The organism is Amycolatopsis sp. cg5 (assembly GCF_041346955.1).
GTDB lineage: Bacteria > Actinomycetota > Actinomycetes > Mycobacteriales > Pseudonocardiaceae > Amycolatopsis.
In genome coordinates this window covers 322,791-341,386 of sequence record NZ_CP166849.1, presented here as the reverse complement: position 1 = coordinate 341,386, position 18,596 = coordinate 322,791, and the positions used below count along the sequence as shown (strand labels likewise).

At 67.6% G+C, this 18,596-nt stretch carries 22 protein-coding genes; 9 read left to right on the top strand and 13 right to left on the bottom strand.

Going from position 1 to position 18,596, the window contains the following annotated elements; all coding sequences use genetic code 11:
- Positions 1-57: 57 nt before the first annotated feature.
- Positions 58-909: a dimethylargininase gene (ddaH, locus tag AB5J62_RS01780; RefSeq protein ID WP_370946344.1), complete on the bottom strand. Its 852-nt coding sequence runs from the start codon at positions 907-909 to the stop codon at positions 58-60.
- Between the two features lie 73 nt (positions 910-982).
- Between ddaH and AB5J62_RS01775 the strand changes: the two genes are divergently transcribed.
- From AB5J62_RS01775 to AB5J62_RS01740, 8 genes are all read left to right on the top strand, one after another.
- The gene (locus AB5J62_RS01775; protein ID WP_091293452.1) at positions 983-1,438 is read left to right on the top strand and encodes an Lrp/AsnC family transcriptional regulator; all 456 of its coding nucleotides are present in this window, start codon (positions 983-985) and stop codon (positions 1,436-1,438) included.
- Positions 1,435-2,187 (top strand): enoyl-CoA hydratase, encoded by a 753-nt coding sequence (locus AB5J62_RS01770; protein WP_370946343.1) that lies wholly within the window; start codon positions 1,435-1,437, stop codon positions 2,185-2,187. Before AB5J62_RS01775 ends, AB5J62_RS01770 begins: the two co-directional genes overlap by 4 nt.
- A gap of 242 nt (positions 2,188-2,429) precedes the next feature.
- Positions 2,430-4,346 (top strand): 2-oxoacid:acceptor oxidoreductase subunit alpha, encoded by a 1,917-nt coding sequence (locus AB5J62_RS01765; RefSeq protein ID WP_370946342.1) that lies wholly within the window; start codon positions 2,430-2,432, stop codon positions 4,344-4,346.
- The gene (locus AB5J62_RS01760) at positions 4,343-5,407 is read left to right on the top strand and encodes a 2-oxoacid:ferredoxin oxidoreductase subunit beta (protein ID WP_370946341.1); all 1,065 of its coding nucleotides are present in this window, start codon (positions 4,343-4,345) and stop codon (positions 5,405-5,407) included. The genes AB5J62_RS01765 and AB5J62_RS01760 overlap by 4 nt, the downstream gene beginning before the upstream one ends.
- A 337-nt stretch (positions 5,408-5,744) precedes the next feature.
- Positions 5,745-6,230 carry a pyridoxamine 5'-phosphate oxidase family protein gene (locus AB5J62_RS01755; RefSeq protein ID WP_370946340.1) on the top strand — a complete coding sequence of 162 codons (486 nt, stop codon included), beginning with the start codon at positions 5,745-5,747 and terminating at the stop codon, positions 6,228-6,230.
- Between the two features lie 4 nt (positions 6,231-6,234).
- Positions 6,235-6,708, top strand: coding sequence for a VOC family protein (locus AB5J62_RS01750; RefSeq protein WP_370946339.1), 474 nt, complete (start codon positions 6,235-6,237; stop codon positions 6,706-6,708).
- The gene (locus AB5J62_RS01745; RefSeq protein ID WP_370946338.1) at positions 6,701-7,108 is read left to right on the top strand and encodes a YciI family protein; all 408 of its coding nucleotides are present in this window, start codon (positions 6,701-6,703) and stop codon (positions 7,106-7,108) included. Before AB5J62_RS01750 ends, AB5J62_RS01745 begins: the two co-directional genes overlap by 8 nt.
- Before the next feature lie 6 nt (positions 7,109-7,114).
- On the top strand, positions 7,115-8,257 hold the full coding sequence (locus AB5J62_RS01740) for an RNA polymerase sigma factor (protein ID WP_370946337.1): 1,143 nt from the start codon (positions 7,115-7,117) through the stop codon (positions 8,255-8,257).
- Here the strand turns inward: AB5J62_RS01740 and AB5J62_RS01735 are convergent.
- The 11 genes from AB5J62_RS01735 to AB5J62_RS01685 form a co-directional block, all read right to left on the bottom strand.
- Entirely contained in the window at positions 8,250-9,395 is a 1,146-nt protein-coding gene (locus AB5J62_RS01735) for a hypothetical protein (RefSeq protein ID WP_370946336.1), read from the bottom strand. The genes AB5J62_RS01740 and AB5J62_RS01735 overlap by 8 nt on opposite strands.
- A gap of 10 nt (positions 9,396-9,405) precedes the next feature.
- Positions 9,406-10,419 (bottom strand): polyprenyl synthetase family protein, encoded by a 1,014-nt coding sequence (locus AB5J62_RS01730; protein WP_370950148.1) that lies wholly within the window; start codon positions 10,417-10,419, stop codon positions 9,406-9,408.
- A 129-nt stretch (positions 10,420-10,548) separates the two neighbouring features.
- Positions 10,549-11,214, bottom strand: a complete 666-nt coding sequence (locus AB5J62_RS01725; RefSeq protein ID WP_370946335.1) for a hypothetical protein — start codon at positions 11,212-11,214, stop codon at positions 10,549-10,551.
- Positions 11,211-11,984: a hypothetical protein gene (locus AB5J62_RS01720; RefSeq protein ID WP_370946334.1), complete on the bottom strand. Its 774-nt coding sequence runs from the start codon at positions 11,982-11,984 to the stop codon at positions 11,211-11,213. Before AB5J62_RS01720 ends, AB5J62_RS01725 begins: the two co-directional genes overlap by 4 nt.
- On the bottom strand, positions 11,972-12,595 hold the full coding sequence (locus AB5J62_RS01715; RefSeq protein WP_370946333.1) for a hypothetical protein: 624 nt from the start codon (positions 12,593-12,595) through the stop codon (positions 11,972-11,974). The genes AB5J62_RS01720 and AB5J62_RS01715 overlap by 13 nt, the downstream gene beginning before the upstream one ends.
- 2 nt (positions 12,596-12,597) lie before the next feature.
- Positions 12,598-13,191 carry a hypothetical protein gene (locus AB5J62_RS01710; protein WP_370946332.1) on the bottom strand — a complete coding sequence of 198 codons (594 nt, stop codon included), beginning with the start codon at positions 13,189-13,191 and terminating at the stop codon, positions 12,598-12,600.
- 5 nt (positions 13,192-13,196) lie between these two features.
- Positions 13,197-13,820, bottom strand: coding sequence for a hypothetical protein (locus AB5J62_RS01705; protein ID WP_370946331.1), 624 nt, complete (start codon positions 13,818-13,820; stop codon positions 13,197-13,199).
- Positions 13,817-14,530 (bottom strand): hypothetical protein, encoded by a 714-nt coding sequence (locus AB5J62_RS01700; RefSeq protein WP_370946330.1) that lies wholly within the window; start codon positions 14,528-14,530, stop codon positions 13,817-13,819. The genes AB5J62_RS01705 and AB5J62_RS01700 overlap by 4 nt, the downstream gene beginning before the upstream one ends.
- Positions 14,511-16,121 carry a WXG100 family type VII secretion target gene (locus AB5J62_RS01695; protein ID WP_370946329.1) on the bottom strand — a complete coding sequence of 537 codons (1,611 nt, stop codon included), beginning with the start codon at positions 16,119-16,121 and terminating at the stop codon, positions 14,511-14,513. Before AB5J62_RS01695 ends, AB5J62_RS01700 begins: the two co-directional genes overlap by 20 nt.
- 3 nt (positions 16,122-16,124) lie before the next feature.
- Positions 16,125-16,700 carry a YbaB/EbfC family nucleoid-associated protein gene (locus AB5J62_RS01690; RefSeq protein WP_370946328.1) on the bottom strand — a complete coding sequence of 192 codons (576 nt, stop codon included), beginning with the start codon at positions 16,698-16,700 and terminating at the stop codon, positions 16,125-16,127.
- Positions 16,701-16,785: 85 nt separating this feature from the next.
- Positions 16,786-17,103 (bottom strand): DUF6204 family protein, encoded by a 318-nt coding sequence (locus AB5J62_RS01685; protein ID WP_370946327.1) that lies wholly within the window; start codon positions 17,101-17,103, stop codon positions 16,786-16,788.
- A 154-nt stretch (positions 17,104-17,257) separates the two neighbouring features.
- Between AB5J62_RS01685 and AB5J62_RS01680 the strand changes: the two genes are divergently transcribed.
- On the top strand, positions 17,258-17,908 hold the full coding sequence (locus tag AB5J62_RS01680) for a hypothetical protein (RefSeq protein ID WP_370946326.1): 651 nt from the start codon (positions 17,258-17,260) through the stop codon (positions 17,906-17,908).
- A 41-nt stretch (positions 17,909-17,949) separates the two neighbouring features.
- Here AB5J62_RS01680 and AB5J62_RS01675 read toward each other — a convergent pair whose 3' ends face one another.
- Complete coding sequence (locus AB5J62_RS01675; protein WP_370946325.1) at positions 17,950-18,504, bottom strand: HNH endonuclease; 555 nt, start codon at positions 18,502-18,504, stop codon at positions 17,950-17,952.
- Positions 18,505-18,596 lie beyond the last annotated feature (92 nt).

Genomic DNA, 18,596 nt, shown 5'->3' with positions numbered 1-18,596 from the left:
GGCCGCCGAACAGTTACGGTGCCTTGCCAGGCACTTACTAAAACTTTCAAAGACCAGCTACTTGCGGATCTCCATGGTGCAGCACTTCGGGCCGCCGCCCGCCTTGCGAAGCTCGGAAATGTCCACGTAGACGGGCTCGTAGCCGCGCTCGGCCAGCCGCGCGCCGAGCTCGGTCGCCTCGACCGGGAGCACGACGTTGCGCCCGTCGGAGACCCCGTTGAGCCCGAAGCACAGCGCGTCGGCCTCGGTCGCCTGCACGGCGTCCGGGAACAGCTTGGTGAGCACGCGCTGCGAACCCGGCGAGAACGCCTGCGGGTAGTAGACGACCTGCGCGGGCGCCGCGTCCGTGGCCTCCGAGAGCACGAACAGCGCCGTGTCGAGGTGGTAGAACTTCGGGTCGATCAGGCGCAGTGAAACGACCGGCACGCCGAGGGCTTCCTGCGCCTCGGCGTGCGCGGCCGGGTCCGTGCGGAAGCCGGTGCCGGCGAGCAGGATCTTGCCCGTCCAGGCGAAGTCGCCTTCGGCTTCGTTGATCTTCTCGGGCATGGTGATGTCGCGGTAGCCGTGTTCGACGAACCAGCGACGGAAGTGCTCGGCCTCGGCGGCACGCTGCGGCGCGCGGAAGCGCGAGCCGAGCACGCGGCCGTCGACGACCGTGCCGGAGTTGGCGGCGAAAACCATGTCGGGCAGCCCTGGCTGGGCCGCGATCTCCTCGACGGTGTGGCCGAGGCGGCGGTAGGTGTCCCGCAGCTCGGTCCACTGCTGAACCGCGAGCTCGGCGCTGACCGGCTGCGATGGGTCCATCCAGGGGTTGATGACGTACTCGACAGCGAAGAAGCTGGGCGGGCACATGAGGTATCGACGGGTCGTGGGCACTCGCGTCTGGTCCTGCGGCACGGCTACCTGCATGACTGAAGGGTAAGGCTCCCCTAATCCGCAATCAATCGCTGTTTGCTGCGCATATACCTGCTAAACATTGCGTGTGAACACCATCGACCAGCGAATCATTTCGTGCCTGGTGGCCAACGCGCGTTCCAGCTACGCCGACATCGGGAAAGTCGTCGGCCTGTCCGCGCCCGCGGTGAAACGGAGGGTGGACAGACTGCTCGAAACCGGCGTGCTGCGCGGCTTCACCGCGGTCGTCGACCCCGAGGCGCTCGGCTGGGGCACCGAGGCGTTCGTCGAGGTGCACTGCCAGGGCAACATCGCGCCTGCCCGGATCAGGGCCAGGCTCGAACCGCTGCCGGAGGTGGTCGCCGCGTACACCGTCTCCGGCGCGGCCGACGCGATCGTCCATCTGCGTGCCGCCGACATCCACCATCTGGAGACCGCGCTGGAACGGTTGCGCGGACTGGAGATCATCGACCGCACGGTGTCGACCGTCGTGCTCTCGCGGCTGTTGGAACGCCCGCCCACTCCTGATAGGAACCCGGAATGATCCGCAGCACCCGCGAGGGCAAGGTCGCCGTCGTCACCATCGACGCGCCGGACAGCCGCAACGCGCTCACCCTGGACCTGTCCGCGCGGCTGGCCGAGGCCGTCGCCGATGCCGAGCGCGACGAGAACGTCCACGCGCTGATCGTCACCGGCACCCCGCCCGCGTTCTGCGCGGGCGCCGATCTCAGTGCGCTCGGCGCGGCCAAAGAGGCGGGCTTGCGTGCCATCTACGACGGCTTCCTGTCCGTCGCCCGGTGCACGCTGCCGACCATCGCGGCGGTCGGCGGCGCCGCCGTCGGCGCCGGGCTGAACCTGGCGCTGGCCGCGGACGTGCGGCTCGCCGGGCCGCGCGCCAAGTTCATCCCCCGGTTCCTCGAACTGGGCTTGCACCCCGGTGGCGGAATGACCTGGATGTCCCAGAATCTGGTCGGCTACCAACGGACCGCGGCGATGACCTTGTTCGGCCAGAGCCTGACCGCCGCCGAGGCGGTCGAGGCCGGGCTCGCGCTGAAACTCGTCGACGGCGATCACTCCGACCTGCTGGAAGCCGCACTCGCGTTCGCCAGGCCCTCGACCGAGGCTCCACGCGACCTCGTGCTGGCCACGAAGAAGACTCTAGGTGTGACCCGTAGGCTTTCTCAGCATGCGGACGCCGTCGACGCTGAAATCGCACCACAGATAGCGTCGTTGGAGTCTGCCGCGTTCGCGGAGCGACTGGCCGCGGTCAAGGCCAGGATCCGCGAACACTGACGGACCAGCCGGAGACGGGGGTCACAGCTCTACGGAACCATTTACCCGTTACCATGAGTTACACATACCCGGTTTCTTGCTCAGCGGTGAGCAGTCAGGGGGTACCGCGTAGTGGCTTAGGGGGCACACCCGGCAGCCACGGAGAAAATCACGAGCTAACCTCGTGGTGTAGTTACGTGGTGATCCAGCCGACATCGCCGCGGACGGGAAGCGCCAGTCGGGAGAGAGGGATTCCCTGACCCATGAGCACCACTGCGAACGGCAATGGCAACGGATCACCCGCGTCACTGTCTCCCACCCGGCACACGGAGATCAGCAAACTGGATCGGGTGGTGATCCGCTTCGCGGGTGACTCCGGTGACGGTATGCAGCTCACGGGTGACAGGTTCACTTCGGAGGCGGCCGCCTTCGGCAACGACCTGTCCACCATGCCGAACTTCCCGGCGGAGATCCGCGCACCACAGGGCACCATCCCCGGTGTCTCCTCGTTCCAGGTGCACTTCGCCGATTACGACATCTTGACCCCTGGCGACCGCCCCGACGTGCTCGTCGCGATGAACCCCGCCGCGCTCAAGGCGAACCTCAAGGACGTCCCGCACGGTGGGACGATCATTGTGAACACCGACGAGTTCAACAAGCGCAACCTGGTGAAGGTCGGCTACGAGGTCGACCCGCTGACCGACGACTCGCTCGAGGCGTTCCAGGTGCACAAGATCGCGATGGCGACCATCACCCGCGCCGCGCTCGAAGAGACCGGGCTGTCGAAGAAGGACGCCGAGCGCGCGAAGAACATGTTCGCGCTGGGCCTGCTGTCCTGGATGTACCACCGGCCGACCGAGGGCACCGAGCGTTTCCTGCGCGAGAAGTTCGCGAAGAAGCCGGACATCGCCGAGGCGAACATCCTGGCCTTCCGCGCAGGCTGGAACTACGGCGAGACGACCGAGTCGTTCGCGACCACGTTCCAGGTCGCGCCCGCGAAGCTCAACCAGGGCACCTACCGGCAGATCACCGGCAACACCGCGCTCGCGTACGGCCTGATCGCCGCCGGGCAGAAGTCGGGGCTGCAGATCTTCCTGGGCACCTACCCGATCACCCCTGCTTCGGACATCCTGCACGAGCTGTCCAAGCACAAGAACTTCAACATCCTCACCTTCCAGGCCGAGGACGAGATCGCCGGCATCGGCGCCGCGCTCGGCGCCTCCTACGGCGGCGCGCTGGGCATCACCTCGACCTCGGGTCCCGGTGTCGCGCTGAAGTCCGAGGCCGTCGGTCTCGGCGTGATGACCGAGCTGCCGCTGGTCGTGATCGACGTGCAGCGCGGCGGGCCGTCGACCGGCCTGCCGACCAAGACCGAGCAGGCCGACCTGCTGCAGGCCATGTTCGGCCGCAACGGCGAGTCGCCGGTCCCGATCGTCGCGCCGCTCTCCCCTGCTGACTGCTTCGACGCCGCCGTCGAAGCGACGCGGATCGCGCTGAAGTACCGGACGCCGGTGATGCTGCTGTCCGACGGCGCCATCGCCAACGGCTCGGAGCCGTGGCTGGTGCCGAACGTCGACGAGCTGCCCGACCTGAGCGTCGAGTTCGCGCAGGAGCCCAACGCCACCGACGGGTCCGGCGAGTTCTGGCCGTACCTGCGTGACCCCGAGACGCTCGCGCGGGCGTGGGCCGTGCCGGGCACGCCGGGGCTGCAGCACCGGATCGGCGGCCTGGAGAAGGCCGACAAGACCGGGCACATCTCCTACGACCCGGACAACCACGAGAAGATGGTCCGGATCCGCCAGGCCAAGATCGACGGCATCGACGTGCCGAACGTGGTGGTCGACGACCCGTCCGGCGGCAAGGCCAGGGTGCTGGCGCTGGGCTGGGGCTCCTCGTACGGCCCGATCGGCGCCGCGTGCCGCCGCGTCCGCAAGAACGGCCTGCCGATCGCCCAGGCGCACCTGCGTCACCTCAACCCGTTCCCCGCGAACCTCGGTGATGTGTTGCGGTCTTACGACACTGTCGTGATCCCGGAAATGAACCTGGGTCAGCTGGCGATGTTGTTGAGGGCCAAGTACCTCGTCGACGTCCACAGTCACACCAAAGTCGCCGGCATGGCCTTCAAAGCCGAAGAGCTGCAGGGCGTGTTCACCGACATCATCACGGAGGCTGCGAAGTGACCGCGATCGATCTGGGGTTGCCCGTGCTCGGCGGCCTGGACCTAGTCCCCACCACCGAAGAGCCGCAGAAGGCCAAGGACTACAAGTCGGACCAAGAGGTCCGCTGGTGCCCAGGCTGCGGCGACTACGTCGTGCTCAACGCCGTGCAGTCGTTCCTGCCGACGCTCGGGCTCAAGCGCGAGAACATCGTGTTCATCTCGGGCATCGGCTGCTCGTCCCGGTTCCCGTACTACCTGAACACCTACGGCATGCACTCGATCCACGGCCGCGCGCCGTCGATCGCGACCGGGCTCGCGACCACGCGCCCCGACCTGTCGGTGTGGGTCGTCACCGGTGACGGCGACGCGCTGTCCATCGGCGGCAACCACCTGATCCACGCGCTGCGCCGCAACGTGAACCTGAAGATCCTGCTGTTCAACAACCGGATCTACGGGCTCACCAAGGGCCAGTACTCGCCGACGTCCGACCAGGGCACGGTCACCAAGTCGACCCCGTACGGCTCGGTCGACACCCCGTTCAACCCACTGTCGCTGGCCATCGGCGCCGAGGCCTCGTTCGTCGGCCGCGCGCTGGACTCCGACCGCGCGGGCCTCACCGAGGTGCTGCAAGCCGCGGCCCAGCACCGCGGCTCGGCGCTGGTCGAGATCTACCAGAACTGCCCGATCTTCAATGACGGCGCGTTCGACGTGCTCAAGGACAAGGACGAGGCCGCGCAGCGGCTCATCCCCCTCAAGGCGGGCGATCCGATCCGCTTCGGCCCGGAGCAGGAGTACGGCGTCACCCGCGGCGGCTGGGGCGGACTCGAAGTCGGCAAGGTCGCCAACATCGGCGAGGAGAACCTCGTCGTGCACGACCCGACGATCGTCGACCCGGCCTACGCGTTCGCGCTCTCGCGCATCGGGGACCAGAACCTGAACCACACCCCGATCGGCATCCTCCGCCAGGTCGACCGCCCCACCTACGACGACCAGGCCCGCGCCCAGGTCGAGTCGGCCATCCAGGCCAAGACCCCCAACCTCCAGCAGCTCCTCACGGGCAAGGACACCTGGACAGTGGTCTAAACCACCCACGCCTACTTACCCACCCCCCGCCCGTCCCTGGGGGCTCCGCCCTGCATCAGTCTATCGGCCGACCCCGTCTGACCACCCCGGTCAGGCGGGGTTATCCACATGGCCACAATCCTGTGGACAACCCGCAAATCCCCAGGTCAGTCCCCTAACCCAAGGGACCTTCGCCACCCACTCTCAGTGGCTCGGCAAAGTCGGCTCCCAGCCCGGCCTGAGCCGCCCACGAGGCCACACTCGACAGTGACCCAGCTCACATCCAGTCGATGTCGAGACCGAGAGCCCAGCTCCGTCCCCGCAGTGCCCAACCCCAAAGGCACCGAGGAGACCCACCATGGAGCAGAGCGCGATCGACGAGATCCTGAGCAAGCCCTACAGCAAGGAGCTGCTCTCCCGCGACCTCGCCAGGCTGGCGTTCGTCGCACTCGACGGCACTCCCCGCTCGATCCCGATCGGGATCTGCTGGAACGGCACCGAGATCGTCATGTGCACCGCGAAGAACGCCCGCAAACTGCCCGCCCTCCGCAAGAACCCGGCCGTCGCGCTGACCATCGACACCGAGTCCCACCCGCCCAAGGTGCTGCTCATCCGCGGCACGGCCGAGCTGGACGAGGTCGACGGCATCCCCGACGAGTACATGCAGTGGAACGGCACCTACGAGATGTCCCCCGAGCAGCGCGCCGAGTGGGAGGCGGGCGTGCAGGCGCTCTACGACGGCATGGTCCGCGTGGTCGTCAAGCCGACCTGGGTGAAGCTGATCGACTTCGAGACCACGCTCCCCACCGCCATCGAAGAACTCATGAGTGCGAAGAAGGCCTGAGAACATGAGCGAGAACAACTACCCTGGCCGCGTGACGGTCAAGCGCATGGACAACGTCGGCATCGTCTTCGACGACCTCGACGCCGCGGTCGCGTTCTTCGTCGAGCTCGGGCTGGAGCTCGAGGGCAGGACGACGGTCGAAGCCGAATGGGCGGAACGCATCGTCGGCCTCACGGACATGAAGGTCGACATCGCGATGTTCCGGACCCCGGACGGCCACAGCAAGCTGGAGCTGATGAGCTACCACTCGCCGAAGCCGATCCCGAGTGATCCGGAAGCTCCGATGAACACGCTCGGCTTGCGGCGCCTCCTGTTCGCCGTCGACGACATCGACACCGCGGTGTCCCGCCTCACCGAGAAGCACGGCGCCGAGCTGATGGGCGAGGTCGTGCAGATTCCCGGCGTCTGCCGCATGGGTTACCTCCGCGGCCCCGAAGGCGTCATCATCGCGCTCGCCGAGGAGACCGACAATGGCTAAGTACCTGCTGCTCAAGCACTACCGCGGCGCTCCGGAGTCGGTCAACCCGACGCTGATGGACCAGTGGACGCCGGAGGAGATCTCGGCGCACATCCAGTACATGCGCGACTTCGCGGACCGGCTCGTGGAGACCGGCGAGTTCGTCGGCGAGCAGGCGCTCGCGCCGGAGGGCACCTGGGTCCGCTACGACGGCGAAGGCCGCCCGCCGGTCACCGACGGCCCGTTCGCCGAGACCAAGGACCTCATCGCGGGCTGGATGATGATCGACGTCGACAGCCACGAGCGCGCGCTCGAACTGGCGGGCGAGCTGTCGGCGGCGCCGGGAGCGGACGGGAAGCCGATCCACGAGTGGCTCGAACTGCGTCCGTGCTACGGCGAGCAGCCGACGATCACGGAGTAAGCGCCGGTGGACGAGCTGCTGCTGCGTGAACTCACGCCGAACGTGCTCGGCATCCTCGTCCGCCGCGGCGCCGACTTCGCGGCGGCCGAGGACGCCGTCCAGGACGCGTTGCTCGAGGCGGTCCGCGTCTGGCCGGCCGAGCCGCCGCGAGACCCCAAGGGCTGGCTGATCACGGTCGCCTGGCGCAAGTTCCTCGACGCGACAAAGGCCAACGTCGCGCGCCGCCGTCGCGAAGACCTGGTCGACGAGGAACCCGCGCCGGCGCCCGTGCCCGCGGTCGACGACACGCTGCAGCTCTATTTCCTTTGCGCACACCCGTCACTGACGTCGTCGTCGGCGGTCGCGCTCACTTTGCGCGCCGTCGGCGGCCTGACCACGCGTCAGATCGCCGAGGCCTACCTGGTGCCGGAATCGACGATGGCGCAACGCATCAGCCGCGCCAAGCGCACCATCTCCGGTGTCCGGTTCGACCAGCCTGGTGACGTCGCCACCGTGCTGCGCGTCCTCTATCTCGTGTTCAACGAGGGGTATTCCGGCGACGTCGACCTCGCCGCCGAGGCGATCCGGCTCACCCGGCGCCTGGCGGCCGAGTTCGATCACCCCGAGGTCGCCGGGTTGCTCGCGCTCATGCTGCTCCACCACGCCAGGCGCGCCGCGAGGACCGCGCCGGACGGCAGCCTGGTGCCACTCGCCGAGCAGGACCGCGGCCGGTGGGACACGAAGTCGATCGCCGAGGGCGTCGTGATCCTGCAAGCCGCGCTCGCGCGTGACCAGCTGGGCGAGTTCCAGGCACAGGCCGCCATCGCGGCGCTGCACGCGGACGCGCAGGCCGCCGAGGAGACCGACTGGGTGCAGATCGTCGAGTGGTACGACGAGCTGGCGAACCTGACCGAGAGCCCGGTCGTCCGGCTCAACCGCGCGGTCGCCGTCGGCGAGGCGGACGGTCCGCGCGCGGGACTGGCCGCGTTGGCGGCCGTCGACGATTCACTGCCCCGCCACACGGCGGTCGCGGCGTATCTCCACGAGCGCGACGGTGACCTGAAGTCGGCGGCCCGGCTCTACGCCGAAGCCGCCGAGCAGGCGGCCAACCTCGCCGAACGCGCTCACTTGACGCGGCAAGCCGCCCGGCTCAACGCCCGGCTCAGGTAAGCGGCCGGAAGCCCACTCGCTCGGCGTCCGCGGCAGAACGGAACCAGACCTCGGCGACCATGCGCGGGAACTGCGGCGACTCGTCCGTGCAGTACCGCAGCGCCGTCACGCTCGCCTTGACCCCGAACTCCTCCGACGGCGGAGCGCCACCCGGGCGCGGCATCGCCGAGCCGGGACCGAACGGGCCAGGCGGCACCGACTGGTCGACGGCCTGGTGCCGCGCGGGCGGCGGCTCGGGCGCGACATGGTTGGGCTGGACGGTCGGCTCGAACAGCGAGCCGCTGTGGATGCCCGTGGTCTCCGACGAGGACGGCTCGCGCCGCTCGACCGCGCGCATCGACGGCTGAATCGGGCGGGGCGGCTCGAAGCCTCCCCTGATCGACTCACCGCGCTGGCGCTTCGGCAGCAACTGGGTCGTCTCCATAGCGTTCTCTTCCGGCTCGACGGGCAGTTCGCCGCTCTCCACGCTGTCGAACGCGGTCGTCTCGTCCGCGGGCTCGATGCCGCCGAAGCGCGGCGCCTCCTCGAACGCGGAACGCTCGGGCAGTGGCTCGCGATCGAACCAGTCCGGCTCCGGCGTCGACGGCTTCTGGAACAGCGAGCCCTCCGGCTCGTCGTCCGCCTCGGAGATGTGCATGTACTCGGTCGGCGGCTGCTCCTCGAGCACCGAGCGGACCTCGGGCTCTTCCGGTTCCCAAGTCTCCTGCTCGGGTTCCGGCTCCGGCTCGGGTTCCCAAGCCTCTGCCTGGTGCGCGACCGGCTCGGGCTCCCACTGCTCCTGCACGACGGGCTCGGGCTCCCAGAGCCGGGGTTCCGGCTCCGGCTGCCGGGCCAGTTCCCGGGCGTCGAGCTGACGGGTCAGCTCCGGCTCGTCTTCGGGCTCCCACTGCCCGGAGCTCGCGACGGCCTGCTGCTCCCACGGCTGCCGCTCGACGGCGGGCGTCTCCACGAGCGTCGCGGGCGTCTCCGCCGCCGGCTCGGGACGCGCCGCCGCACGCTCGGCGTGCACCGCGGTCAGCGTGGCCTCCAGCTCGTGGATGCGCTTGCGCGCGGGCAACACCAAGACCAGCCAGGTGAGCAGCGCCCCCACGACGAAGGCCAGCAGGCTCCACAGCCAAACCTGCCCGAAAATCGACACTCCGGCCTCCCTACCGCGTTCGCGCGACCAGGTAGTCGGCGACCGACTCGCACGCGTCGCGGGCAGGCGAAGCGGGCAACGCGGCCACCTCGACGCGCGCCCGACGAGCGTAGTCGGAAAGAGTGGCCCTTGCCTGTTCCAGTCCCGCGGACGAGCGAAGCAGCTCGAGTGCCTCGGCGACGAGATCATCGTCTTCGATCGGCCCCTGCAGCAGCTCCAGCAGCCGAGGGTCGGTCGACGGGTCGGCGAGCGCGTACAGCATCGGCAGCGTGCGGACGCCTTCGCGCAGGTCGGTGCCCTGCACCTTGCCCGACTCGTCGGACGGCGAGGCGATGTCGATGATGTCGTCGGAGATCTGGAACGCGGTCCCGATGATGTCGCCGAAGCGCCGCAAAGCGTTGACGTATTCGTCAGGTGCGCCGGACATCATGCCGCCGAACCGGCCGGCGGTGGCGATCAGCGAGCCGGTCTTCTGCGCGATCACGGTCAGGTAGTGCTCGACCGGGTCCTCGCCGGCGGCGGGCCCGACGGTCTCCCGCATCTGCCCGGTGACCAGCTCACCGAACGTCTCGGCGATGATCCGCGCCGCGTCCGTGCCCAGGTCGGCGACCAGCCGCGAGGCGTGCGCGAACAGGAAGTCGCCGGTCAGGATGGCGATGGTGTTGTCCCAGCGCGCGTTGACGCTCACCGCGCCGCGCCGCATGGTCGCCTCGTCCATCACGTCGTCGTGGTACAGCGTCGCGAGGTGCACCAGCTCGACGGCAGCAGCCGCGATCACGACGTGGTCGTCCTGCTTCACCCCGAACTGCGACGCGAGCAGCGTGAACATGGGACGAAAACGTTTGCCACCGGCCTCGACCAGGTGGGTAGCCGCGTCGTTGACGGCCTTGACCTCACTGCGCACGACCTCGCGCAGCAGGGCCTCGACGTCGCCAAGGCCGCCAGCGATGGCTCGCAGCAGCGGCTCGTCGGCGATCGACAGGCCGACGGTCGCGCGCAGGTCCTCGATGGTGCCGCCCTGAATGGACACGTCGGCTCCGCTCTCTCAAACTCCGGGTCGGGGTCTTCTCCAGCGTAATGGCAACCCCTGGTCACCTGTTGACCTGCTGTCCAGCGGAAACGGTGATGAACGTGACAGTGCCCCACGTGACTCTCAGTGACCGAGCCGCTGCCAGGCCGTCTCCACCTTGTGCTTGGCATGGTCGTCCCTGATCAGCAGCGTCGACCGGTCGGCGAAATCGAGCCGGACCGCGCGCACGGCGGGGAAGCTTTGGCCGAGGAACGGCATGGAGATCCCGGTGACCAGACCGGGACCGAGATCACAGACCGTGGTGAGCAGCGCCTTCTTGTCCGGCGGCTCGGCAAGCCACTTCGTGAAGACGGTCACCGCCAGCCTCCGGTCGGTCCAGACCAGCCTGCCCGCGCCGCTCCCGTCGCAGAGATGGTCGGCGAGCCGCACCGCGATCTGACCCGAATGCTCGGCATGTACCCAGTAGGAAAGGACCGGCTCGTCGGTCCAGTCCGTGTCCCTGAACGGGAACTCGGTCGGCGGCCGCAGCCGGACCGGCTTCAGGTTCAGCTCCGGCACCGGCCTGGCGGCCCGGTACGGCACCTGCCGGTCCAGTCCGATCCGCGCGCCGAGGAAGCCGAGCGTGGGCACCTGGCAGAACAGCAGCTTTTCGCCGGGCCGCACCCAAACCTTGGTCAGCTCCTGCTCGACGAACTTGTGCGTGCTTTTGTCTTCCTTGTCCGAGAAGTGCTTCGGCAGCCCGTTGGGCATCGGCAGCCCGCCCGGCAGCAGCTTGACGTTGACGGTCATCGGCGCACGCCCGTCGTGGTCATCGCCACCATCCATTCATGCGCTTCGCGGGTTCCCTTGAACATGTCCCAGCCCGAGCCATCGGCGAAGGTCAGCCGGAAGCACGAGTTCCAGCTGACCTTCCACCGCCGGGACGCGACCTCGAACCCCGCGATGTGCGCGGCGGGGATCTCGGCGGTCACTCCGGCGCCGACCATCGGCTCCGGATCGGGCGGGTGGAACTCCGGCCCGGGTTCGACCGCCACGAGATCCTTCACCGCCTTGCCGAACTTGATCGCCTTGCCCAGCAAGGACTTCGGCGCTTCCTTCTCAGGTTCCTCCGGCGGAGGCTTTGGCTTCGGCTCGACCGGCAGCATGCGGAAGCCGAGCTGAACCAGCCCGCGTGGGGTAAGCGCCCAAGTGCCACTCTTGAAGACATCGAGGTAGCGGATCGCGAGACAGTCGTGGGATTTGCCGAAGACCACGAAATCGGGCTGGACCTTGAACGGCTTGCCGTCGCCGCCGTCTTCCAGGCCGAGCGCGGCGTCGACCACGCCTTCGGCGAATCCGGCGACGCCTCGTCCGACGGCCTTGGCTCCCCTGGCCAGCAGCGGATCGAGCACGACACCTTCGTCGCTCAACCCACGCACGTCATAGCTGATGACGCCGCCGCAAGCATCCTTGATCGCCCACAGGAAGTTGTCGCCTAGCACGGTCCTCGCCGCCAACGCGGGCCCGAGCTCTTGACTGTGGTCCAGCACCTGCTCGTCGTGCATGCTCACCGCTGCCAAGCCCGTTCCACCCGCAACCGGGTGAGGTCGTCGCGAATGGACAGTGCCGAACCATCGGCGAAGTCGAGCCGGATCACCCGAGGCGGCGGCACCGTCCGCCCGGCGAACGGCATCCCCACATTCACGACATGCCCGGCTGGCAACTCCAAAGCCGTGGTGAGGAACGACCGCGCGGGCTCGCGAAGCTGCGCCGAGTGGTAGACCACGGCGACGCGCTGATCGCTGAGCGCCACCTTCGCCGCGCCCCAGCCATCGGTGAAGTGATCGGCGAACCGCACCGCGTCCTGCACACCGTGCCCAGCCTCGAACCAGTACGAGAAAGCCTGATCGTCAACCCAGTCCACGCCGTCGAACCCCGGACCGGTCGTCAGCTCATGCGGCTTCGGCCAGTCGCACTTCCCGAACCGGTGCTCAGGCGCGGGTCTCGTGGGAACGTGTGGCAGCCGCAGCTCATCGCCGAGTCGCCCGCCCGCGTAGCCGGGAACGGGCGCATGCCACAGCAGAAGCCGTTCACCCGGCCGCAGCCAGTGCTTACGAAGGTCCTCCTCCATCTCCGAGTCACGCTTCTTGCGCAACAGGAGATCAGGCGCGAGCGAATCCAGCAGCCCCATGCTCAATTCCCGCCCATGGTCTTCGCGAGCATCCACTCGGCCGCTTCCGGCTCCGCCAAACAGAAATCGAACCCAGAGCCGTCCACAAGAGACATTCGAGGGCCACGCGGCCCCCTCGCGAACCCGGCGATCATCGCGGCGGGAACCTCCGATTTCACGAACCATTCACGCGGCGGCTCGGTGCCGCTGACGATGTTGACCACGTCCTTGCCGAACTTCCACGCCTTGCCGACGAACGACGTCGGCTCCGGCTCCGCCGTCGTGGTCTCCCGCGAGTCCACAAAAGCCAGACGCTGCGCGGTCAACGCCCACAAGGCACTGCCCGCCTTGGCATGCCGATGCGCCAGACAGTCCAGCGCCGCACCGAACACGAGCACCTCGGGCGGCAGGTCCTTGAGCGGATCCTCGTCGTCCGTGAAGAAGCTCGCCACGTCGAGCGCGGCATCCGTACCCCGGCTCAGCAACGACTTCTTGGGCTCGCCAGTCCGGCCGAGCCCGCGAATGTCGTAGTAGACGCGGAGGAAGTACCCCGCCCAGAGCACCGGCTCCGGCAGCACGGAAGCGGCCCGCAGCGCGGGTCCTGGAGTTCCCGACATGTCCTCTACTTGCCGTGGTCGAAGCCGAAGGGCACGAGCAGGTCCGGCCTGATCCGACCTTCGCGATCATGGATCAGCAACCGCGAACCGTCCCGGAAGTCGAACTGGACCACTCGCGGCGGCGGGACGCTCCGTCCGACGAACGGCATCCCCGCGCGGGCGAGCCGGTCGATGCTCGTCTCCCACGCCGAGGTCAACGGAACCTGCGCGGGTGGCTCGGCAAGGTGCTCGGTCGCATAGACGACCATGATCCGCTGGCTGGTGAGCACGATGCTCGCCGCACCCCAGCCGCTCGCGAGGTTGTCAGCGATCCGCACGGCGTCCTGCTCCGGGCTCCCCGCGTCCGCCCAGAAGGACAACCCGGGATCGTCCGCCCAGTCCCCCACCGGATCGGGGACGCCGGACGGTTCCGGCCAAGGACATTCGCGCAGCACCAGTTCGGGGGTCCAGCCCAACGGAGTGTGCGGGACCCGCACTTCGGCGCCGATCGTGGTCCCACATCGCCCGAAGATCGGGTCGTGGCACAACAACAGCCGCTCACCCGGCCGGACCAAGAACCGCTGGAGGTCGGCCGCGAACGACGGGCGCGCGGGCAACGGCGCGGCGACGAACTCCGCCTTGGGCTTCATGCGCCACTCCGAGCCAACGCGATCATCCAATCGTGCACCTGTGGTTGCTCCGGCGCGAAGAAGAAGTCGAATCCGGACCCGTCACGCAGGGAAACCCTGACACACGACCTCCGGTCCCTGACCTCCCGGCCGATCCCGGCGATGTCGGCGATCGGCACCTCGGCCTTCACCTCGAACCTGCCGTGCGCCCACTTGTCGCGTTGCTCGATCTCGCGGCCGCTCAGAATCTTGACGGTGTCGACTCCCGCTTCAGCGACCGCTTTCCCCACCCAAAGTGCCTTACCCAGTAAGGAACTTCCCTTTGGCGGGCTGTGTTCACCTTCGTCGGGGCGCCAAGCGACCAGGATGAGCCCCCGCGGGGCGAGCACCCAGATCTGATTGTCGAGTGTCTCGGTGATCAGGCATTCGACGTGGCGACAGGAGAGGCAGTCTGCCTGCCTCCCGAAGACGACGAGCTTGGGCGGCCCGGACCGACCGTCCGAGTCGACCGCGTCGTCCGCCGTCGACATGAACAGCGCGGTACCGACGGCAGCGTTGACTCCCTTGCGCAGCAAGGAGTTCTTCGGCTTGCCGTTCTTCTGGCGGCCTTTGACGTCGAATTCGGTGCCACCGCCGTACGCGGCCCACCGCAGATCGGGTACCAGGTCCTTGGCGACCGACGCCGCACCGACTTGGATGAATACGTCGGTGTCACTCGTAGGTGAAGCCACGGTCGGTCGCCTCCCGTCGCTCGTCCTCGGTGGACGGGTCCTCCGCCTTGCTGTAGCCGTACTTCACGCCCTGCTCGACTGCCTCGCCGGGCACCACGCCCATCGTCGCCTTGAACGCGGCATCGCCGAAGGTACGGCTGCCACTCACCCCGGTGACCGTCTTGATCCCCTGCTCGAAGAGACTGACCCCGAGCGAATCCGATCCGGGACTCAGATCGCGGCCGTCGGCGAACCGGTTGCTCGTCCTGGAGTCGCCGGCTTCCGCCAGCCTGACTCGCGCCTTGCGCAACGCTTCGGCCGACTCGTTGGTGCCTTCCCTGGCATGCCGTGCGGCTGCGTCGTTCAACGCGTCGACCGACTTTCGTGCGGCGTCGTCGGTGTGGCCTTTCGTGGCGATCCGGCCGATCGGGCTCTTGTCGAACTGCTTCACGAGCTTCTTCTCGAGCCAGCTGCCATCGCGCATCTTCTCCGTGCGCTCCATGACCTTCTTCAGCGGACCGTTGCGCAGTTGCTTGAGCAACTTTTCCAGCCTGTCGATCATCGGCTTGAGCTTGCCCAGCAGCTTCTTGACCTCCCAGCTCAGCTTGCCGCCGGTCCTGGCGACCGTGGCACCGGTCATAGCCTCCGCCGCGATGACCGAAGCGCCCGCGGTGCACCAGGACATCGCCAGCGCGGCCAGCCATTCGATGATCAGGCTGATCACGAGTTCCTGGATGATGTCGACCACGATCTCCACGAACATGTCGAAGAGGTCGGCTGCCATCTCCAGGATCTGCTTCACGCCGCGAATGTCGTTCGCGAAGGCCTGCGTGCCTTCGCCGAACTCGGTCATCTGCGCGCGGAAGGCGTCGCCCGCGTTGCCTGCCCAGCCGTCCTTGGTCCCGTCGGCTCGTTCTTGTTCGCGCTGACCCGCTTTTTCGACCCAGTCCGCGACCTTGTCCCAGCCCTCGGCCGTGCTGCGCATCTGGGCCGGGTCGCCGATCGCGGGTTCGATGATGAACTCGACCAGCGGGCTGATCACGATCGAGATCAGGAAGCCGAGGCCGTTGTCGATGAAGGCCTTGCCGGGGTTCATCACCGACTGCAGCGCCTCGATCCGCGAGTTGACCGCGGAGATCGCCAAGTCCGGCGGCGACTGGGTGCGGGCCGCCTCTTTCGCGTCGCTGACCGTGCTCCACGCCGAACTGCCGTAGCTCCCGTATTGGTTGAGGTAACCCTTTCGGTTCGCGTCGCCGGCGTGGTTGAGATCGTTGAGGGATCCGGGACCGGCGCCGACCTTGTCCAGGCCCTCCCCGGTCTTCTTCATCGTGGTTTCGGCCACGGCGTCAGTGTCGCCGTACATCTTGGCGGCCGTGGTGACCTTGTGCGAGGTCTCTTCCAGGAAGTGCTTCGCTTGGGTCGCCAGGTCCTGACACTCCTGCAGACCTTCGAAGTACTTGAACGCCAGCACTTCGCCGATCGGCCCGAAGCAGTCGTCGCTGACCCTGGCCTGTTCGAGCAAACCGGCGAGTGAGCCGAAACTTCCGGCCAGGTCCTCCGATCCACGACTGTGCGCCTGCAGGATTTCGACCGCGATCTGCTGGTCGGCCACCACTTACCCCCTGAGTGGATCGCTGAAAAAGTCCTCGTCGTCCTGGCGTGTGACGGGCGCCGGGCGGGCTGGGTTCCGCTGCGGGCGCGGATTCGATTCGAGGAACGACGACGGCATCTCCTCGCGTTCCTCCTCGGCCGGACCTCGGCGCGGGCCGCGGACCGGGGCCTGCTGGGGCTGCGGCGAGTTGGGCGGCGGCAGTGTGTTCGGCGGTGGCGGCAGGGTCGGGCCGAGCGCGAGCTGCGGTGCGTGCGCGTTGAGCGCCTCGCGGAATTCCGCGGACTTGGCTCCCAGCAACGGATTGACCGTCTCGGCCAGCATCCCGGCTGCTTGCTGGGTGGCCGCTCTGATCGTCGCCAGCAACTCCTGCTGCAGCTGCGTGTGACTGCGGCGCAGCGCGAGCGGCGTCAGTTGCAGGCCCAGCACCGCACCGGAGGGCGCCACCGTGACTGTGATCGAGCCGTCCGGATTTCGCGCATGCCCCTTGAGCTGCGCGATCTTGTCTTTGAGCTCACCCGCTTTGGCCGCCTGCTCCTCGAATTCCTTGGCAGCCTGCGCCAGCTTCGCCTCGTGATCCATCGATCCCCCTAACCGAAGGGATCGTAACGAACACACCAGGGCGATACCGGCACTTCGACAGGAATGCGGCGAGCGCCACGATTCGCTACCTTCGGCGGATCTTGATGTCGTCCATGCAGGTGGCCGCGGACTGGATGTCCCGGAACGGATAGTCCTGCCGCTCCAGCACCTCCAGCGTCTTGAGCTCCGCTTCGGCGATCGCATCACGCTCCGCGGACGGACCCGCGGCGACCTCGACCGAGCAGCGGAACGTGAAGCTGCCGAGTGCCTCGGTGAAGTAGAACGTGCCCTCTTCGCTGAACGCCAGGCTCTGGAACCCGGCGACCTCCGCGCGCAGGCGGGCCTTGGTCGCTTCGTCGGGGTGGTCGAACTTGCCCTGCACGAGGACGCGGTAAGTCGGCATGTCGTCAAGATACAGACCTGTATTTGGATACGCGATCGGATATTTCCACGGACGGGTGATCACTAGTCACGAAGGTGTGACGCCACTACCAGTCGTTATCTGAGAATTAAACGATCTTCCTCACCCAGCTGTATCCCGCTCGAGGAGGACCGAGATGAGCAGCTTGAGAAGGCTAGGACTCGGCGGCGTGGTCATTCTGGCCATCACGCTGGTCGGCGCCACCCCCGCGCTGGCAACCGAGGAAGGTATCGCGACGACCGGCCGGGCCGCGTTCACCAAGGGCGGCACCACCATCACGGTGGCCCCGCAGGCGAAGTGCAGCGTCGACGGCCAGTCCGCCGCCAGCTCGCCGAAAGTGGTCAAGACCGGAGTGACGTTCGGTGTTGGCAGCTCCACGTGCACGACCACCACCGTCGACCCGGTCAACGAGGTCACGGAGACCAACTCGCAGGCCACCGGCAAGGACTTCGAGCTCTCCGCGCTCGTCTCGCTCAAGGGCCCGCGGATCAACATCAAGAACTACAAGGTGACCTGCAAGGGCACCCAGGCTGGCACCAACGCCGGCTTCAGCTACAGCGGCGCCACCGGCCTGCCGACGCTGCCGTCACCGCTGCCCGCCAACTACGTGGCACCGCTCAAGAAGTCCGGCACCAGCACGGTGCTCGCCGAAGCCACCTTCAACGAGCAGAACCTGCCCGGTGACGGAAGCATCGCGTTGAACATGATCCACATCAGGTTCAAACCAGCCTCGGGCATCGACGGCGAGGTCATCATCGGCCGCACCGCCTGCTCACCCACCCCATAAAGCTCGTGAGTGGTATGGCCGGTTAGAACCGGTCATACCACTCACGAGTCCTTGAACCTGCGCAACCTGGCGATCAACACGTCATCGCCGTCGAAAATCTCGCGAGCGCCCGGCGAATCGGCCTGGCGCAGCATCGCGTGGAAGACGTCCGCGTGCGGCTGCTCCCGCAACGTCCAGGCTGCCTGCGACTTGGCCCGGTCGTCTCCCCTGTCCCAGGCCGCAACGGCATACTTGACCTGCTGAAATGCGCGTTGCCGACCTCGTTCGAGCAACGGCCGGTCGAGCCCGCAGACCTTGATCGTCGCGGCACCCTTGTCGGTCAGCGCGCGGTACTTGCCCAGCGAAAGTACGAGGAAGAGGTGGTCGAGCGGGTCTTCGGCAGTCGGATCAATGAGCAGGCAGTGGCCTGCGGCGTCGACCGGATACTGGTCGCGTTTGTAGTGGCTGTTGCAGAAGTCGCAGGCCAGCAGGTGATTGAGCCAGTCGAAGGTGCGGGCCGGATTCATCGCGATCGGCTGATGATGGTCGATGGCCGAACCGAGCGTCTCACCGCAGTACATGCAGAACCGGCACCCTGCCGCCATCTCGCGCAGCACTTCGGTCAGCGACTTCCGGACTGCCCGCGCGCTCTTCCACGCCTTTCTGGCTGACTCGTGATCGCCTTTGGGGACTTCAGCGGACTTCGTAG